The following is a 15,870-nucleotide window of genomic DNA, read 5'->3' as shown; positions in this document are numbered from 1 at the left end:
CACAATGAGCACAACTAAAACAATACAATCGGCATTAATTTCTGTTTTTTCTAAAGACGGACTGGAACCAATCGTTAGAAAATTACACGAACAAAACGTAACTCTTTATTCAACCGGAGGAACTGAAGATTTTATTAAAAATTTAGGTATTCCTGTAGTTCCTGTTGAAGACATTACTTCTTTCCCTGAGATCCTTGGCGGAAGAGTAAAAACATTACACCCGAAAATTTTTGGAGGGATCCTGAACCGTCAGGATAATGAAAGTGATGTTAAACAAATGAAAGAATTTGACATTCCACAGATTGATTTAGTTATCGTTGATTTATACCCGTTTGAAAAAACAGTTGCATCCGGAGCTAGCGAACAAGATATTATTGAAAAAATTGATATTGGCGGAATTTCATTGATTCGTGCCGGAGCAAAAAATTTCAAAGACACTGTAATTGTAGCTTCTGTTAACGAATATAGTTTGCTTTTGGATTTGATCACAGAACAAAACGGAGCAACAACTCTTGAGAACAGAAAATTGTTTGCTACAAAAGCATTTCACGTTTCGTCTCATTATGATGGCGCTATCTTCAATTATTTCAATACAGATGAAACCATCTATAAAGAAAGTATTGATAACGGTCAGATTTTACGTTATGGCGAAAATCCACACCAAAAAGGATTCTTTTTCGGAGATTTTGACGCAATGTTCAAAAAAGTTCACGGAAAAGAGTTATCTTACAACAACTTACTTGATGTAGATGCTGCAGTAAACTTAATTAATGAGTTTAAAACGGACGGACCAACATTTGCTATTTTAAAACATAATAATGCTTGTGGTTTAGCTTCAAGAAAAACAATCAATGAAGCTTATTTAGCTGCTTTGGCTTGTGATCCGACATCTGCTTTTGGTGGTGTTTTGATTGCTAATACTAAAATTGATTTGGCTACAGCACAGGAAATCAACAAATTATTCTGTGAGGTTGTAATTGCTCCAAGTTATGATGCTGAAGCTATTACCGTTTTACAAGAAAAGAAAAACAGAATCATATTAGTTCAAAATGAAGTTGAATTACCTTCAAGACAAGTGAGAACATGTCTTAATGGTTTGTTAATTCAGGACAGAAACAATATTACAGATACTAAAGAGCACTTAAAAACCGTTACTACTACAGAGCCGACTGCTCAGGAAATAGAAGACTTAATATTTGCTTCAAAAATTTGTAAAAACACAAAATCAAATACGATTGTTTTTGCGAAAAACGGAACATTAATTTCGTCAGGAACTGGTCAGACTTCAAGAGTTGATGCTTTAATGCAGGCTATTGATAAGGCTAAAGCTTTCGGATTTGATCTAACAGGAGCTTCAATGGCGAGCGACGCATTTTTCCCATTTCCGGATTGTGTAGAATTAGCCAAAAAAGCAGGAATAACAGCTGTTATTCAGCCAGGAGGATCAATAAAAGACGAATTAAGCATAAATTATTGCAACGAAAACAATCTTGCAATGGTATTTACAGGAACACGTCATTTTAAACATTAATTTGTTTAACTTTGTTCGATAATTAATTATAACATTTTAAACCCCTAAAAAACTTATGGGATTTTTTGATTTCATGACCGAGGATATCGCGATAGACCTTGGTACCGCAAACACTTTAATCATACATAATGATAAAGTTGTTATTGATAGTCCGTCAATCGTTGCACGTGATCGAATATCAGGCAAAATCATTGCTGTTGGTAAGGAAGCCAACATGATGCAAGGTAAAACACATGAAAACATCAAGACCATAAGGCCCTTGAAAGATGGTGTAATTGCAGATTTTGATGCCTCAGAAAAAATGATCAATATGTTCATTAAAAGTATTCCGGCATTGAAAAAAAGAATGTTTACTCCAGCTTTAAGAATGGTAGTATGTATTCCGTCTGGAATTACGGAGGTTGAAATGCGTGCCGTAAAAGAATCTTGTGAAAGAGTAAACGGTAAAGAAGTTTATTTGATACACGAACCAATGGCTGCGGCAATTGGTATTGGTATTGATATCATGCAACCTAAAGGAAACATGATTGTTGATATCGGTGGTGGAACAACTGAAATTGCTGTTATTGCATTAGGCGGAATTGTATGTGACAAATCTGTAAAAATTGCAGGTGACGTATTCACAAATGATATTGTTTATTACATGCGTACCCAACACAACCTTTTTGTTGGAGAGAGTACTGCAGAAAAAATAAAAATACAAATCGGAGCTGCGATCGAAGATCTTGAAAGCCCTCCTGAAGATATGTCTGTTCAAGGTAGAGATTTACTTACCGGAAAACCAAAACAGGTAGATGTTTCGTACCGTGAAATTGCTAAAGCATTAGATAAATCAATCCAACGTATTGAAGATGCTGTAATGGAAACTTTATCGCAAACTCCTCCTGAATTAGCAGCAGACATCTACAATACCGGTATTTATTTAGCAGGTGGTGGATCTATGTTGAGAGGTCTTGACAAACGTATTTCTCAAAAAACAGATTTACCGGTTTATATTGCTGAAGATCCATTAAGAGCTGTTGTTCGTGGAACAGGAATGGCACTTAAAAACATTACTAAGTTCAAAAGTATCTTAATCAAATAAGATTCAAAAAATAACAATCAATATCTTTTTATCAGAGTCAGATTGAACCATCTGACTTTGGTAAAACTTGAACCCAAAAGCATATCCTGAAACAAAATAACCGAACAAGAAATGCAGCAAATTTTTAATTTCATTATAAGAAACAGTAATCGATTGCTGTTTTTGCTGCTTTTAGGCATTTCGTTGGCCCTCACAATTCAATCTCATTCCTACCACCGAAGCAGAGTAATCAGTTCCGCTAATTTTTTAAGCGGAGGTGTTTATGAACGCATTAATCGTATCAACGAATATTTGAATTTAAAAACCGAAAACGACGAACTTGTACTTGAAAACGCAAGATTAAAAAGTCTTTTATTCAACAAAGAAGATACAACCAAAATACCTTTAAAAGATACCATTAAAGGGGTAAAACCTGCCGATATCATTGTTTCAAAAGTAATTCACAATTCCTACAGTACACACGAAAACTACATCACCCTGAACTCCGGAGCAAGCGACGGTGTTAAGCAAGATATGGGAGTTATCAATAGTTTAGGAATTATCGGTGTTGTAGACAATACCTCTAACAGATATTCTACTGTGGTAAGTATTTTGAATATGAAATCACAGATCAATGCGAAAATTAAAAAATCAAATCACTTTGGTTCTTTAACCTGGGATGGAAAAAGTACCGGTTTTGTTCAACTGGAAGACGTTCCAAGACTGGCTTCAATCAGAAAAGGAGATACCATTGTTACCGGTGGACAATCTGTAATTTTCCCGGAAGGAATCAATATTGGTACGGTAGACAAAATTTACGTGAAAAACAAAACCAGTTTTTATGTCATAAACGTAAAACTGTTTAATGATATGACCAATCTTGGACATGTTTACATCATTAAAAGCAAAGACAGAGAAGAACTTATTAATTTAGAAAAAAAGGGGAAAGATGAATAGCGCATTGTTACTCAATATTTTTCGATTTATTGTATTACTGGCCATTCAGGTTGTTATTTTCAACAATATGAATTTCCTGGGATACATAAGTCCTTTTCCGTATATTTTATTTATAATTCTCTATCCTGTAAACAGCAACAAATCAGGTCTGATTATCTCAAGTTTTTTACTTGGACTGGCCATGGATATGTTTTGTAATTCAGGAGGAATCCATGCGACTGCTTCTGTTATATTGGCTTATTACAGGCCTTATATTTTCAAATTTTCATTTGGATTGAGTTATGAATATCAAACCATAAAACTAAACGAGTCTTTAACTCCTGAGCGATTCTCCTTTATTTTATTATCGGTTGTATTACATCATATCATACTATTTACACTTGAAGCTTTTCAATTTAAATTCATCTGGGATATTTTGCTTCGAACTTTGTTCAGCTCGATATTTACCATTATCATTTCAGTCATAATAATATATCTTATTAAGCCCAATAAAAGATGAGAAAAGTTCTGCTGCCCTCTTTAATTATTATTGCAGCATCTTTGCTAGTGATCAGGATATTTTATTTGCAAATTATAGATGATTCTTTCAAATTAAAATCAGAAAATAATGCGATAAAAAAAGTGTATGACTATCCTGAAAGAGGTTACATATACGATCGATATGGCAAATTAATGGTTGCCAATCAGGCTTCTTATGACATCATGGTTATTCCACGCGAAATCAAAGAAAACATTAATATTAATGAACTTTGCACGCTGTTGAATATCACAAAAGAGGATTACGAAAAAAAAATAGCAAAAGCCAAAGTATACAGTCCAAGGTTACCTTCTGTATTTTTACCTCAATTAAACAAATCCGAATTTGCTGCTTTTCAGGAGAAAATCAGAAAATTTGAAGGTTTCTATTTCCAAAAAAGATCCCTTAGAGATTACGAAGTAGATTACGGAGCTAATATCTTTGGATTCATCACACAGGTGAATGAAAGATTAATTGCCAAAAACCCGTATTACAACAGTGGTGATTTGATCGGTAAACAAGGGGTCGAAGAAAGCTACGAGGAAATTTTACGCGGAATAAAAGGGGTAAAATACATTCAAAAAGACAAATATAACAGAGAAATCGGCTCTTATAAAGAAGGGAAATACGATACTATTGCAGTAGCCGGAGAAGACATTAATTTAACCATTGATGCTGAACTTCAGAAATACGGCGAAGAATTAATGATCAATAAAAGAGGAGGAATTGTTGCGATTGAGCCTAAAACCGGTGAAATTCTTGCATTAGTTACTGCTCCTTCTTATGATCCCGGTATTTTAGTTGGAAGACAACGATCTAAAAACTATACGCTTTTGTATCATGACTCGATCGCCAAACCATTGTACGACAGAGGTCTTTTAGCAGAATACCCTCCCGGTTCGCCTTTTAAAATCTTAACCGGATTGGTCGCTTTACAGGAAGGTGTCATCAATGAGCAAACTACTTTTATGTGCCATCACGGTTTTAGTTATGGTAGAGGTCGTTTTATGAAATGTCACGGTTTTGGTCCACATCAATTGCACAACGGAATTTACAATTCGTGTAATACGTATTTCGCTCAGTCGTACATGTTAACGATTAACAAATACAAAAACCCGGGACAAGCGGTTGACATTTGGAGCAATCACGTAAAAAGTTTTGGATTAGGTCAGTTTATGGGGTATGATTTACCTACGGGTAAGAGAGGAAACATTCCAACTTCTAAAACCTACAAAAAAATATATCCAAACGGTGGTTGGAGAAGTACAACAATTGTATCAAACTCTATTGGTCAGGGAGAGGTTTTAATGACCCCAATTCAGCTGGCCAATATGATGGCGACCGTTGCTAATCAGGGTTATTATTACACGCCTCATATCATTAAAAAAATTGAAGGAAAAAAAATAGACGCTAAATTCACCACCAGACACGAGACTACGATAGACAAAAAATATTTTCCTCCCGTGATCAGTGGTTTGTTTGATGTGTACAATAAAGGAACGGCTTATTCTTTAAGAGTAGAAGGAATTGATATTTGTGGAAAAACAGGTACAGCAGAAAACTTTGCCAAAATCAACGGAAAAAGAACACAGCTTAAAGATCACTCTATATTTGTTGCATTTGCCCCTAAGGACAATCCGAAGATTGCAATTGCTATTATGATTGAAAACGGAGGTTTTGGAGCAACAGTTGCAGGTCCTATTGCCAGTTTGATGATAGAAAAATACTTACGTAGAAAAATCACTTCAAGAAATGATTTAGAAGTTCGTGTTTTAAACAAAAGTTTGGTAGCGGAATATGCAAAATTAGGAGGAATGAAAGAAGCAAGCGCAATAGAATCCACCCCTAAAGACTCCATCTTAAAAGCTAAGATTATTGTTCCAAAAACAGTAACCCCAAAAACAGAGATCAAAAAAACCACAGTAGACACAACAAAAGAGAATTAATAAAGATTATTTCAAATGAGAAATCAAAGTGTAAAAAATAATATTGACTGGATAAGTGTGGTCATCTATGCTATATTGGTAGTTTTAGGATGGCTGAACATTTATTCTTCTTCATTATTATCTACTGATGGCACTTATGAAAAGCAATTAATATTTATTGCCTGTACGATACCTTTAATATTTGTTGTTCTTTTTGTAGATGGTAAATTCTACGAAAAGTATGCTACTATTATTTTTGGCGTCTCTTTATTATCATTAGCCGGATTATTTCTTTTTGGAAAAACGATCGCCGGTCAGAGATGTTGGTATGCCATTGGAAGTTTTACCATACAACCTTCTGAGTTTGCAAAAGCAGCAACATCCTTAGCTTTAGCGAAATATTTAAGCGATAGTCAAATCAATTTAAAAGAAACCAACAGACAGATTCAGGCTTTAGCCATTGTTTTTCTGCCGGTTCTTCTGATCTTGCCACAACCTGACCCGGGAAGCGCCTTGATATACAGTATTTTTATTGTGGTTTTATTTAGAGAAGGTCTACCTGCATGGTATGTCTGGACAGGATTTTTGGCCATCCTATTATTCGTACTTACACTCGTTCTGGAACCTTACGTTGTGATATTAATTTCACTAGGTGTTTTGACCATCATCCATTTTAAAGGCCGAGTTGTAGATCGAAACCTTCTTTTAAGCGGAATCTTACTCGCTATTGTTTCCTGTTTTGTTTTATCTGTTGATTATGTTTTCGACAATGTCTTCAAGCAGCACCACAGGGATCGTTTTAATATTCTTTTAGGAAAAACGGTAGACATGAAAGGTATTGGATACAACACCAATCAATCTGAAATTGCTATCGGATCCGGTGGTTGGATAGGAAAAGGTTTTCTGGAAGGAACTCAAACCAAAGGAGGCTTTGTACCCGAACAACATACGGATTACATTTTTACAACCGTTGGTGAAGAATGGGGATTTCTAGGCTCAATGGTTGTTATTGCTCTTTTTGTTGGATTATTTCTAAGAGTCATTTACTTAGCCGAAAGACAAAAAACAAAATTCAGCCGCGTATACGGATATTGTGTTGCCGGAATTTTATTCACACACTTTTTCGTAAACATTGCCATGGTTGCCGGAATTTTCCCGACAATCGGGGTTCCTCTGCCCTTCTTTTCTTATGGAGGCTCCGGACTCTGGGGATTCACTATTTTGTTGTTTATCTTCTTAAAAATGGATGCCAATAAGGTTAATGAATGGTAGTGGGGTTAAATTCCAAATTTATGCGTTTAGGGTAAGCTTATTGCAAAGAGCTCTTAACACTCACACTAGCGTTGCGATCTTTGCGGACTATCTTTGTGTCCTTGCCTATACTTTGCGATTAAAATAAAGTAAAGGTTCGCAAATATTTTCTTTTGCACGCAGATTTAGCAGATTAGGCCGATCTTATTCACCTCTTAAAAAAATCTGTGCAATCTGCTAAATCTGCGTGAAAAATTTCTCAAAGCATTAAATTTTTAGTACAGCTTGTATGTGTGTGTGTGCAAAACTCCACAAAAATAAGAATCTAAATTATATATAGTAAGAGCATATTTTTCTTTACTAAAAAAATGGTACAGTCAACAATAGCTTATACTACAAACTTAAAATTCATTACACCCTTAAACACAAAAAAGCCCGAAGTAAACTCCGGGCTTTTTGATTCTTTAGATATTCTCACTTGGTCTTTTCTTTAAAATTTTAAGTAAGACCGGCAAGGTTGAAATGATAATAATTATGATGATTATATATTCAATATGTTGTTTTAAATCTATTCCTTCTTTTAAAAAGACACCGTATAAATAATGTCCAGAGAAGATCAAAATAAACGACCAAAGAAATGAACTCAGTATGTTATAAAACATGAATTTCTTTTTATCCATAGAAACTATTCCGGCAATGATTGGGGCAAAAGTTCTAAAGATTGGAAGGAAACGAGCGTAGATAATAGCTTTACCACCATATTTCTCAAAGAAGTCTTTTGATTGCAATAAATATTTCTTTTTGAACCAGAATGAATCTTCTTTTTTAAATAGGTAATAACCGCTTTTGGCTCCAAACCAATATCCCGTCATATTTCCTAAAACTCCCATTATAGCAACCAAAAGAGAAAGCAAAAATACATTGATAAAATCTCCCGGTATGTGAACAACGCTTTCAACCAAATCACGACTGTAAATCCCTGCCAAAAAAAGTAAGCTATCTCCAGGCAGAAAAAAACCTGCAAAAAGTCCTGTCTCAGCGAATACTATAAACAGAACAATATACAACCCAATTTGAACCCCTCCGACACTTAATGTAATATAAAATTCAGGGTTTATTAATTGAGTCCAGTCAAAATTATTCATATATGCGTTAGGTTATATTTATAAGTCCGTGAAAGTAGCAATAATTTACTTCAACCACAATAAAATGCGGGATTTTAAAGATTAATTAACGATTCAAAAAAAGCCCAGGTAACAACCCAGGCCCTTAATTATTCCTCTCTTACATACTTGCAACAGCTGTGCAAATTATCATAATCGGTTTGGGTTGCTTTTTCCTCTTTGGTATCATGTCCAACTTTAGCAATTGCCTTATTTAAATCTGCCGGAGAAGATTTCTCCTCATTTAAAATCACAGTAAGCTGATGCGAACTAATATCCCAAGAAGCGGTTTTTACTCCCGGCACACTAAAAGCCGCTTTTTCAATACGCTTTTTACATTGTTCACAATTACCGTTTACCTCTGTAGTGTATTTTAAATTCTTATTTTTCTTAGTTTGTGCCTGAGCAGAAAATCCTAAAAAGGTTACCAGTGCAATTAAAATTATTTTGTTCATTTTTTCTATTATTTATTGTTACTATATTATTGATTCTTGTAATTAACCTTAATCTCTTTATTTTATTCTAAATCGCAATCCCGCATAAAACATCTGTCCAAAAATTGGCGCGTATGCAATTGAAGCATCAAAGTTGGGACCAAAAGGATCATCGGCTCCCAGAATTGCTTTTTCCTGTTTATAATTCCCTATGTTTTCTCCACCTATGTAAACTTCAAATACAGGAGAAAAAACACGAGTCACCTGAACATTCATAACCGCATATGAAGGCGAAAAATTAGCAAACTGATCTGCAGCAGGATTAGATGCCGTATAAGGCAATTGCTGTTTTCCCGACCAGTTAAACGTATAATCAAACTTCCACTGTTTATCATTGTTCAAAGCCGTTTCATATTCCAGATTTCCTAAAAAACGATGTTTTGCTTGTAAAGGACGTTGAAAAGTTCCTCTTAAATAATCGGTTTGAATGTCGTAGTATTTATAAGCCGTTCTCAGATTCAGATTGTGAATCAACTCCAAATTAAATTCCACCTGTAAACTATTCGCAAACGACTTTCCTTTTAAATTATAAAACAAAACCTCCTGAGGACTTTGCATGACATCAACAACGACCTGATTTTGAAAATCGGTTCGGTAGAAATCAAAACCTGCTTCGGCATTTTTATTAAACAATTTAAACTTTTGAGAAAAACTCACCCCATAATTCCAGGCAATTTCAGGATTCAATCCATAAATTTTTCCACTATTATCTAAAATAGAAAAGGTTCTTGAACTGGCAAAAAGCTGTTGGTTTTCGGCAAAGATATTAGCCGAACGTTTCCCTCGTCCTGCCGAAAAACGAAGTACTCCATACTCCCAAGGATTATATCGCAAGTGTAAACGTGGTGTTACAAAAACGCCCAGTCGGTTATGACTGTCCACTCTACCCCCTAAAATCAGACTAAAATTATCTGTATTATCATAGGTGTATTCAAAAAATGCTCCAACCGAATTATCAATTCTGCTGTAATCATTCACATTTACAAACTCCTGGTAACGATCGTACGAAAAATTCAAACCGGTTGTAAATTTGTGCTTGGTATTATTGATAATCGAATTGAAAATTAAATTCGAATAATAACTGCTTTGTTTGATATTGTATTGATTCAAACCAAAGTAAGACTCCTGATTATGACTGTTGAAAGCATTCTGAAATCCAATACTCTGAAAAGGCATATCCGGAAAAACATATCCAATTTTTGACGAAACATCAAAACGTTCTGTATTGATTTCCGAACCCCAATAACTTGTTGTTCCTCTGTCTCTGTCTTTATCAAAATCTACTTCTCCGGTTTGTTTTTTATCATTCATATACCTGAAATTGATAAAACTTACCAAACCACTTTCGGCATCATAATACTGATACCGATTCAGAATATTGATTTGTTTTCCTAAGGGATTATCCAGAAAACCATCCTTATTCATATCATTTTTTGCAACACGGGTATTTCCATGAAGAAAAAGACTTGTTGCCCATTTATCCGATATTTTTTTATTGAAATGAGTATTCAATTCAAAACGAGAATCAGTAGATCCGTAAAAGTTCAGAAAAAACGGATCATCGTTTAAAGGCTTTAAAAGTTCCGTATTTATCTGTCCGGAGATACTTTCATAACCGTTAATAACGCTTCCGGCTCCTTTGGTAATCTGCACGCTTTCAATCCAGGTACCCGGCGTAAAAGACAATCCATAAGCCTGTGAAGCCCCACGCACTGAAGGAATATTTTCTTCAGTAATCATTAAATACGGACTCGTTAAACCCAGCATTTTTATTTGCTTTGTTCCTGTTAAAGCATCCGAAAAATTTACGTCAATAGACGGATTCGTTTCAAAGCTCTCAGCAAGGTTACAACAAGCAGCTTTTAATAATTCTTTACTTGTAATAACACTTGTATTAGCAGTGACGGTATAGGATTTTTTAATTCCTTTTTGCTTTTTTGTGATCTTTACTTCCTGTAAATCTTCCTGTGAAAAAACAGAAACGGAAAGCAAAAACACCGCAAAAAGCAGTATATTTTTTTGCATAAGATTGACTTTAATGTGAAATAGAAAACTGTTCTTTAACACTTCTCAAAAAACGAGAAAGGATTAAATAACAAAACACAAGCTATCATTAGCTTGATTCTAAAACATTAAAATCAGGAGTAGAAAATGTACTGACTGTATAATTTGTATAAAGGGGGTGCATTCGCATCAGAATAATACGAAGTAATCTGCTTGTTTTTGAAACCTGGAAGCGAAAGAAAGGCAATTGGTTTAAAATCTTCAATTACGGCAGGAAAAGCAATTTGAAAAAAGAACATCTTAAAGGTAGCATCGTCTGATTTTTTCTCAAAACGAACCACTTTGTCTTTACAACAGGATGATTTTTTTTCTGAAATGCCACAACATTTCTTTTCCGGAGCAACAGAACTCGCAGTATTTAAAGAAACCGAAGCAATCTTGCCTCCACAATAATGCACATCAAAAGCAAACCCGATGTTGGAAACCAACAATAGGAAAGCTAAAAATAATCCTGTGCACTTCTTTAGATTCATACTGCAAAATTATCTAAAAGACTTTTAAAAAAGCCGAATAAACTGTTATTTTTTTAAGTTTTGCATCTGATAATAAAACGCAGGAATAAAAAGCAAGACAAATATGGGCTGAATAATAAATCTTCTCACGTAAAAAAGCAACCATCCTCCGTCGGGAAAATAGGCAACAATTACAAAAAACATCCCAAAGAGAACTACCAGAAAACAGCTGTATAAAAACGCACTGAACTTCAGCATTTCTTTGTCCCGAAATAACACATAAATAAGGATCAGTGATAAAACAGAATTTAAAAAATACCGAAACAAAAGTCCACAAAAAAGTTTAAAAGCATCTACTTCAGGGAAAGCCGAAGTTTTGAAATCAGAACTGAAATAAACCAGGAAAGGATCATAAAACAATGTCTTTTCAAAAGCTCTTATCAAGCCAAAGCCTACTATAATAATAATCGAAAACAGAATTTTGAACTTATGATCTCTTATTTTATTTAGCATACTTTGAAAATTTATTCACCCAAAAAACCCATAAGCTAAAAACCAACCCGTAAATTATTAAAGGAAAAAGAACACCATGAAGAATATGTTCTTGCTCTGGGAAACGAAATAATAAAACCGTTAATAATGCAATTCGAATTACATTCAGAACATAAATTAAAAAAACACCGAACAGAATAAAACCTAAAGTTGTTTTTAATTTCCCTGAAAACGCTAATACAAAAGAAACAAACAGAATCGTAACACTTACCGCATTACATCCCTCCACTATTCTGAGCGTAAATTTAGCATTGTACCAAACCTCAAAATAGGGATTTAAAGGGCTTTTAAAAATTTTACTATCACAATTAAACAATCCCAACAGCCAATCTACATTATGACTAACAACAGCCGTTATCCCATCAACATCAGTTGTGTCAAAACTATCTAAATAAAATTTATAAACTAACGTAAATCCGATATAGGCAGCGAAAAAAGTGCCTATAAAAATCAGAAACGGTTTAAATTGCAGGAAATATTTTTTCAAAAGAAATTTTTAACAAATTTATGTATTTTTTAAATTCAGCATTAAATACTTTTGCATAAAAATCTTGCATTATGACATTTCAGGAATTACAACCAAAAATAAGCGCTATTGTAGCTGATACAGCTGCTGTTAGAGACGAAAAATTACTATCGATCTGTAAACTATTGAACGAAAACGTTGAATATTACAACTGGGTAGGGTTTTATTTTGCCAATCACGAAAACAAGACCCTTCATTTGGGTCCATATATAGGAGCAGAAACGGATCATACGGTGATTCCTTTTGGAAAAGGAATTTGCGGTCAGGTTGCCGAAAGCAATGCTAATTTTGTTGTACCGGATGTTGCGGCGCAAGACAATTATATCGCTTGCAGTTTTACTGTGAAATCAGAAATTGTAGTTCCATTATTTGTTAACGGACTCAATATTGGTCAAATTGACATTGACAGCCATGTTATTGATCCGTTTACAGAGGCTGACGAAAGGTTTTTAGAATTTGTGAATCAAGAAGTTGCAAAATTATTCTAAAAAATAAAGGGATCAAACCATTATCAAATGGTGCTTTTTCGATTAAAATATTTAATATTTAAATTTTTCAATCTTTAAATTTATTTTTTCGAAAAAAAAATGTAATTTTGCACCCGTCTTACAAGAGATGTATGACATACATAAAAATCATTAAATAAATATTGGAATGTATTTAACTAAGGAAAAAAAAGAAGAAATCTTCGCACAACACGGTGATGCTAAAAACACTGGAAAAGCAGAAGGTCAGATTGCATTGTTCACTTACAGAATTTCACACTTAACTGAACACTTGAAAAAAAATCGTCACGATTATAACACTGAGCGTTCTCTTGTACTATTAGTAGGTAAAAGAAGAGCTTTGTTGGACTACTTGAAAAAGACAGAGATCAACAGATATCGTGAGATTATCAAAGTATTGAATATCAGAAAATAATCAATATAGAAAAGAGGTGCGAAAGTGCCTCTTTTTGTTTTTTACGGAATTTATTTATTACAAGCATTTTATAAGAAAAAAAGTTTGGTTTTTCATTGGGTTTTAGAAACAACAACTACACACAACAACAACTACAACACAACTAAAACCCATTGTATAACCAATAAGGAAAAAATTTATGATTCCACAATTATTTGTAGAAAAAATCGATTTAGGTGATGGCAGAAGCATCACAATCGAGACAGGACGTTTGGCTAAACAAGCGGATGGTTCTGTAGTAGTAAGAATGGGCGACACGATGTTACTTGCGACAGCAGTTTCAGCACGTACCGCTAACCCTAATGTTGATTTTTTACCTTTAACGGTAGATTATCGCGAAAAATTTGCTGCAGCTGGTCGTTTCCCTGGAGGTTTCTTCAAAAGAGAAGCAAGACCAAGCGACAATGAAGTATTAACAATGAGATTAGTAGACCGTGTTTTACGTCCACTTTTCCCAGACGATTACCATGCAGAAACTCAGGTTATGATTCAATTAATGTCTCATGACGAAGAAGTTATGCCAGATGCATTAGCTGGTTTAGCTGCCTCTGCGGCTTTAGCTGTTTCTGATATTCCATTTTACAACTTAATTTCAGAAGTTCGTGTTGCACGTATCGACGGAAAATTTGTAATTAACCCAAGTAGAGAAGATTTAGCAAAATCAGACATCGACATGATGATTGGTGCTTCTTTGGATTCTGTTGCTATGGTTGAAGGTGAGATGAAAGAAATTTCAGAAGCTGAAATGGTAGAAGCAATTAAATTTGCTCACGAAGCTATTAAAGTTCAGATTAACGCACAATTACGCTTACAAGCTGCTTTTGGTAAAAAAGAAATTCGTACTTACGAAGGTGAGAAAGAAAACGAAGAAATTTACAAAAAAGTAAAAGCTGCTGCATACGATAAAATTTACGCTATTGCGAAAGTTGGATCTGCTAAACACGAAAGAAGTGCTGCATTTGCTGAAGTAAAAGAAGAAGTAAAAGCTTTATTTACAGAAGAAGAATTAGCTGCTGATGGAGATTTAGTTTCTAAATACTTCTACAAAACAAACAAAGAAGCAGTTCGTAATGTAGTATTAGAATTAGGTGTTCGTTTAGATGGTAGAAAAACAACTGACATCAGACCAATTTGGTGTGAGACTGATTATTTACCAAGAGTTCACGGTTCTGCTTTGTTTACACGTGGAGAAACTCAAGCTTTGGCTACAGTAACTTTAGGAACTTCAAGAGAAGCAAACCAAATCGATTCTCCTTCTGAGCAAGGTGAAGAGAAATTCTACCTGCACTATAACTTCCCTCCTTTCTCTACTGGTGAAGCAAAACCACTAAGAGGAACTTCAAGAAGAGAAGTTGGTCACGGTAACTTGGCACAAAGAGCTTTAAAAAACATGATCCCTGTTGATTGTCCATATACAATTCGTATTGTTTCTGAAGTTTTAGAATCTAACGGTTCTTCTTCTATGGCAACAGTTTGTGCCGGAACTATGGCGCTTATGGATGCAGGAGTTCAAATGGTAAAACCAGTTTCTGGAATTGCTATGGGATTAATTACTGACGGTGAGAAGTTTGCTGTTTTGTCTGATATTTTAGGTGATGAAGATCACTTAGGTGATATGGACTTTAAAGTAACCGGTACTGCTGATGGTATCACTGCTTGTCAAATGGACATCAAAATTGATGGTTTACGTTATGACATTATGGAGCAGGCTTTAAATCAAGCTCGTGACGGTCGTTTGCATATTTTAGGTAAATTAACTGAAACTATTGCTACTCCAAGAGGTGATGTAAAAGCATACGCACCAAAAATCATTACCAGAACTATTCCTGGAAACTTTATTGGCGCTTTAATTGGACCTGGAGGAAAAGTAATTCAAGAATTACAAAAAGCTACCGGAACAACTATCGTGATTAACGAAGTTGATGAGCAAGGTGTTATTGAAATTTTAGGTACAGATCCTGCAGGAATTGAAGCAGTATTGGCAAAAATCCAATCGATTACTTTCAAACCACAATTAGGAGAAGCTTACGATGTAAAAGTGATCAAAATGCTTGATTTTGGAGCTGTAGTAGAATATCTTGCTGCACCTGGAAACGAAGTATTACTTCACGTATCTGAATTAGCTTGGGAACGTACTGAAAACGTTGCTGATGTAGTTAAAATGGGAGATGTTTTCCAAGTAAAATACTTAGGAGTTGACCCTAAAACTAAAAAAGAAAAAGTGTCTAAAAAAGCGCTTGTTCCAAGACCTCCACGTGAGGAGAAAAAAGAGTAATCAGATCTTAGTTTACTAAAGGTTTATTTATAGAAAACCCCAATTCATGTATATGAGTTGGGGTTTTTACATATTGAGAACAATCTAAATCGACAATTCTTCTGCAAGCAGGCATTTGGATCAAGTCAAAAAAATGAACA

Annotated in this window: 15 protein-coding genes; 9 read left to right on the top strand and 6 right to left on the bottom strand. The window is 34.6% G+C overall.

The features are described 5' to 3' along the window. The first annotated feature begins 4 nt into the window (after positions 1-4). The 6 genes from purH (at position 5) to rodA (ending at position 7,265) form a co-directional block, all read left to right on the top strand. Entirely contained in the window at positions 5-1,531 is a 1,527-nt protein-coding gene (gene purH, locus LNP23_RS07140; protein ID WP_230004411.1) for a bifunctional phosphoribosylaminoimidazolecarboxamide formyltransferase/IMP cyclohydrolase, read from the top strand. A gap of 55 nt (positions 1,532-1,586) precedes the next feature. Beyond that, positions 1,587-2,615, top strand: coding sequence for a rod shape-determining protein (locus LNP23_RS07135; protein ID WP_047772784.1), 1,029 nt, complete (start codon positions 1,587-1,589; stop codon positions 2,613-2,615). Positions 2,616-2,726: 111 nt separating this feature from the next. Beyond that, positions 2,727-3,551, top strand: a complete 825-nt coding sequence (gene mreC, locus LNP23_RS07130; RefSeq protein WP_047772781.1) for a rod shape-determining protein MreC — start codon at positions 2,727-2,729, stop codon at positions 3,549-3,551. Next, positions 3,544-4,050, top strand: coding sequence for a hypothetical protein (locus tag LNP23_RS07125; protein ID WP_047772779.1), 507 nt, complete (start codon positions 3,544-3,546; stop codon positions 4,048-4,050). Before mreC ends, LNP23_RS07125 begins: the two co-directional genes overlap by 8 nt. Further along, entirely contained in the window at positions 4,047-6,014 is a 1,968-nt protein-coding gene (gene mrdA / locus LNP23_RS07120; RefSeq protein WP_230004410.1) for a penicillin-binding protein 2, read from the top strand. Before LNP23_RS07125 ends, mrdA begins: the two co-directional genes overlap by 4 nt. 15 nt (positions 6,015-6,029) lie before the next feature. Then, entirely contained in the window at positions 6,030-7,265 is a 1,236-nt protein-coding gene (gene rodA / locus LNP23_RS07115; protein ID WP_047772775.1) for a rod shape-determining protein RodA, read from the top strand. A 443-nt stretch (positions 7,266-7,708) separates the two neighbouring features. On the opposite strand, the gene LNP23_RS07110 is transcribed toward rodA, so the two are convergent. The 6 genes from LNP23_RS07110 to xrtF form a co-directional block, all read right to left on the bottom strand. Further along, positions 7,709-8,389, bottom strand: coding sequence for a DedA family protein (locus LNP23_RS07110; RefSeq protein WP_047772773.1), 681 nt, complete (start codon positions 8,387-8,389; stop codon positions 7,709-7,711). 128 nt (positions 8,390-8,517) lie between these two features. Beyond that, positions 8,518-8,862 carry a heavy-metal-associated domain-containing protein gene (locus LNP23_RS07105; RefSeq protein WP_230004409.1) on the bottom strand — a complete coding sequence of 115 codons (345 nt, stop codon included), beginning with the start codon at positions 8,860-8,862 and terminating at the stop codon, positions 8,518-8,520. Positions 8,863-8,919: 57 nt separating this feature from the next. Continuing rightward, positions 8,920-10,926: a TonB-dependent receptor plug domain-containing protein gene (locus LNP23_RS07100; RefSeq protein ID WP_230004408.1), complete on the bottom strand. Its 2,007-nt coding sequence runs from the start codon at positions 10,924-10,926 to the stop codon at positions 8,920-8,922. Between the two features lie 113 nt (positions 10,927-11,039). After that, positions 11,040-11,438 (bottom strand): HYC_CC_PP family protein, encoded by a 399-nt coding sequence (locus tag LNP23_RS07095; RefSeq protein ID WP_047772767.1) that lies wholly within the window; start codon positions 11,436-11,438, stop codon positions 11,040-11,042. Between the two features lie 45 nt (positions 11,439-11,483). Then, positions 11,484-11,930: an exosortase F system-associated membrane protein gene (locus LNP23_RS07090; protein ID WP_230004407.1), complete on the bottom strand. Its 447-nt coding sequence runs from the start codon at positions 11,928-11,930 to the stop codon at positions 11,484-11,486. Further along, positions 11,920-12,456 carry an exosortase family protein XrtF gene (gene xrtF, locus LNP23_RS07085; RefSeq protein WP_230004406.1) on the bottom strand — a complete coding sequence of 179 codons (537 nt, stop codon included), beginning with the start codon at positions 12,454-12,456 and terminating at the stop codon, positions 11,920-11,922. The genes LNP23_RS07090 and xrtF overlap by 11 nt, the downstream gene beginning before the upstream one ends. Positions 12,457-12,527: 71 nt before the next feature. Here xrtF and LNP23_RS07080 point away from each other — a divergent pair, with 71 nt between their 5' ends. The 3 genes from LNP23_RS07080 to LNP23_RS07070 all read left to right on the top strand — a co-directional run bounded on the left by LNP23_RS07080 (position 12,528) and on the right by LNP23_RS07070 (position 15,730). After that, positions 12,528-12,983, top strand: coding sequence for a GAF domain-containing protein (locus LNP23_RS07080; RefSeq protein ID WP_047772762.1), 456 nt, complete (start codon positions 12,528-12,530; stop codon positions 12,981-12,983). A 166-nt stretch (positions 12,984-13,149) separates the two neighbouring features. Next, positions 13,150-13,416 (top strand): 30S ribosomal protein S15, encoded by a 267-nt coding sequence (rpsO, locus tag LNP23_RS07075; protein WP_047772760.1) that lies wholly within the window; start codon positions 13,150-13,152, stop codon positions 13,414-13,416. Between the two features lie 178 nt (positions 13,417-13,594). Beyond that, positions 13,595-15,730 (top strand): polyribonucleotide nucleotidyltransferase, encoded by a 2,136-nt coding sequence (locus LNP23_RS07070; protein WP_230004405.1) that lies wholly within the window; start codon positions 13,595-13,597, stop codon positions 15,728-15,730. Positions 15,731-15,870: the final 140 nt, after the last annotated feature.

The organism is Flavobacterium cupriresistens (genome assembly GCF_020911925.1).
In the GTDB taxonomy this organism is placed as follows: domain Bacteria; phylum Bacteroidota; class Bacteroidia; order Flavobacteriales; family Flavobacteriaceae; genus Flavobacterium; species Flavobacterium cupriresistens.
This window is presented reverse-complemented; position numbering and strand designations above follow the sequence as displayed.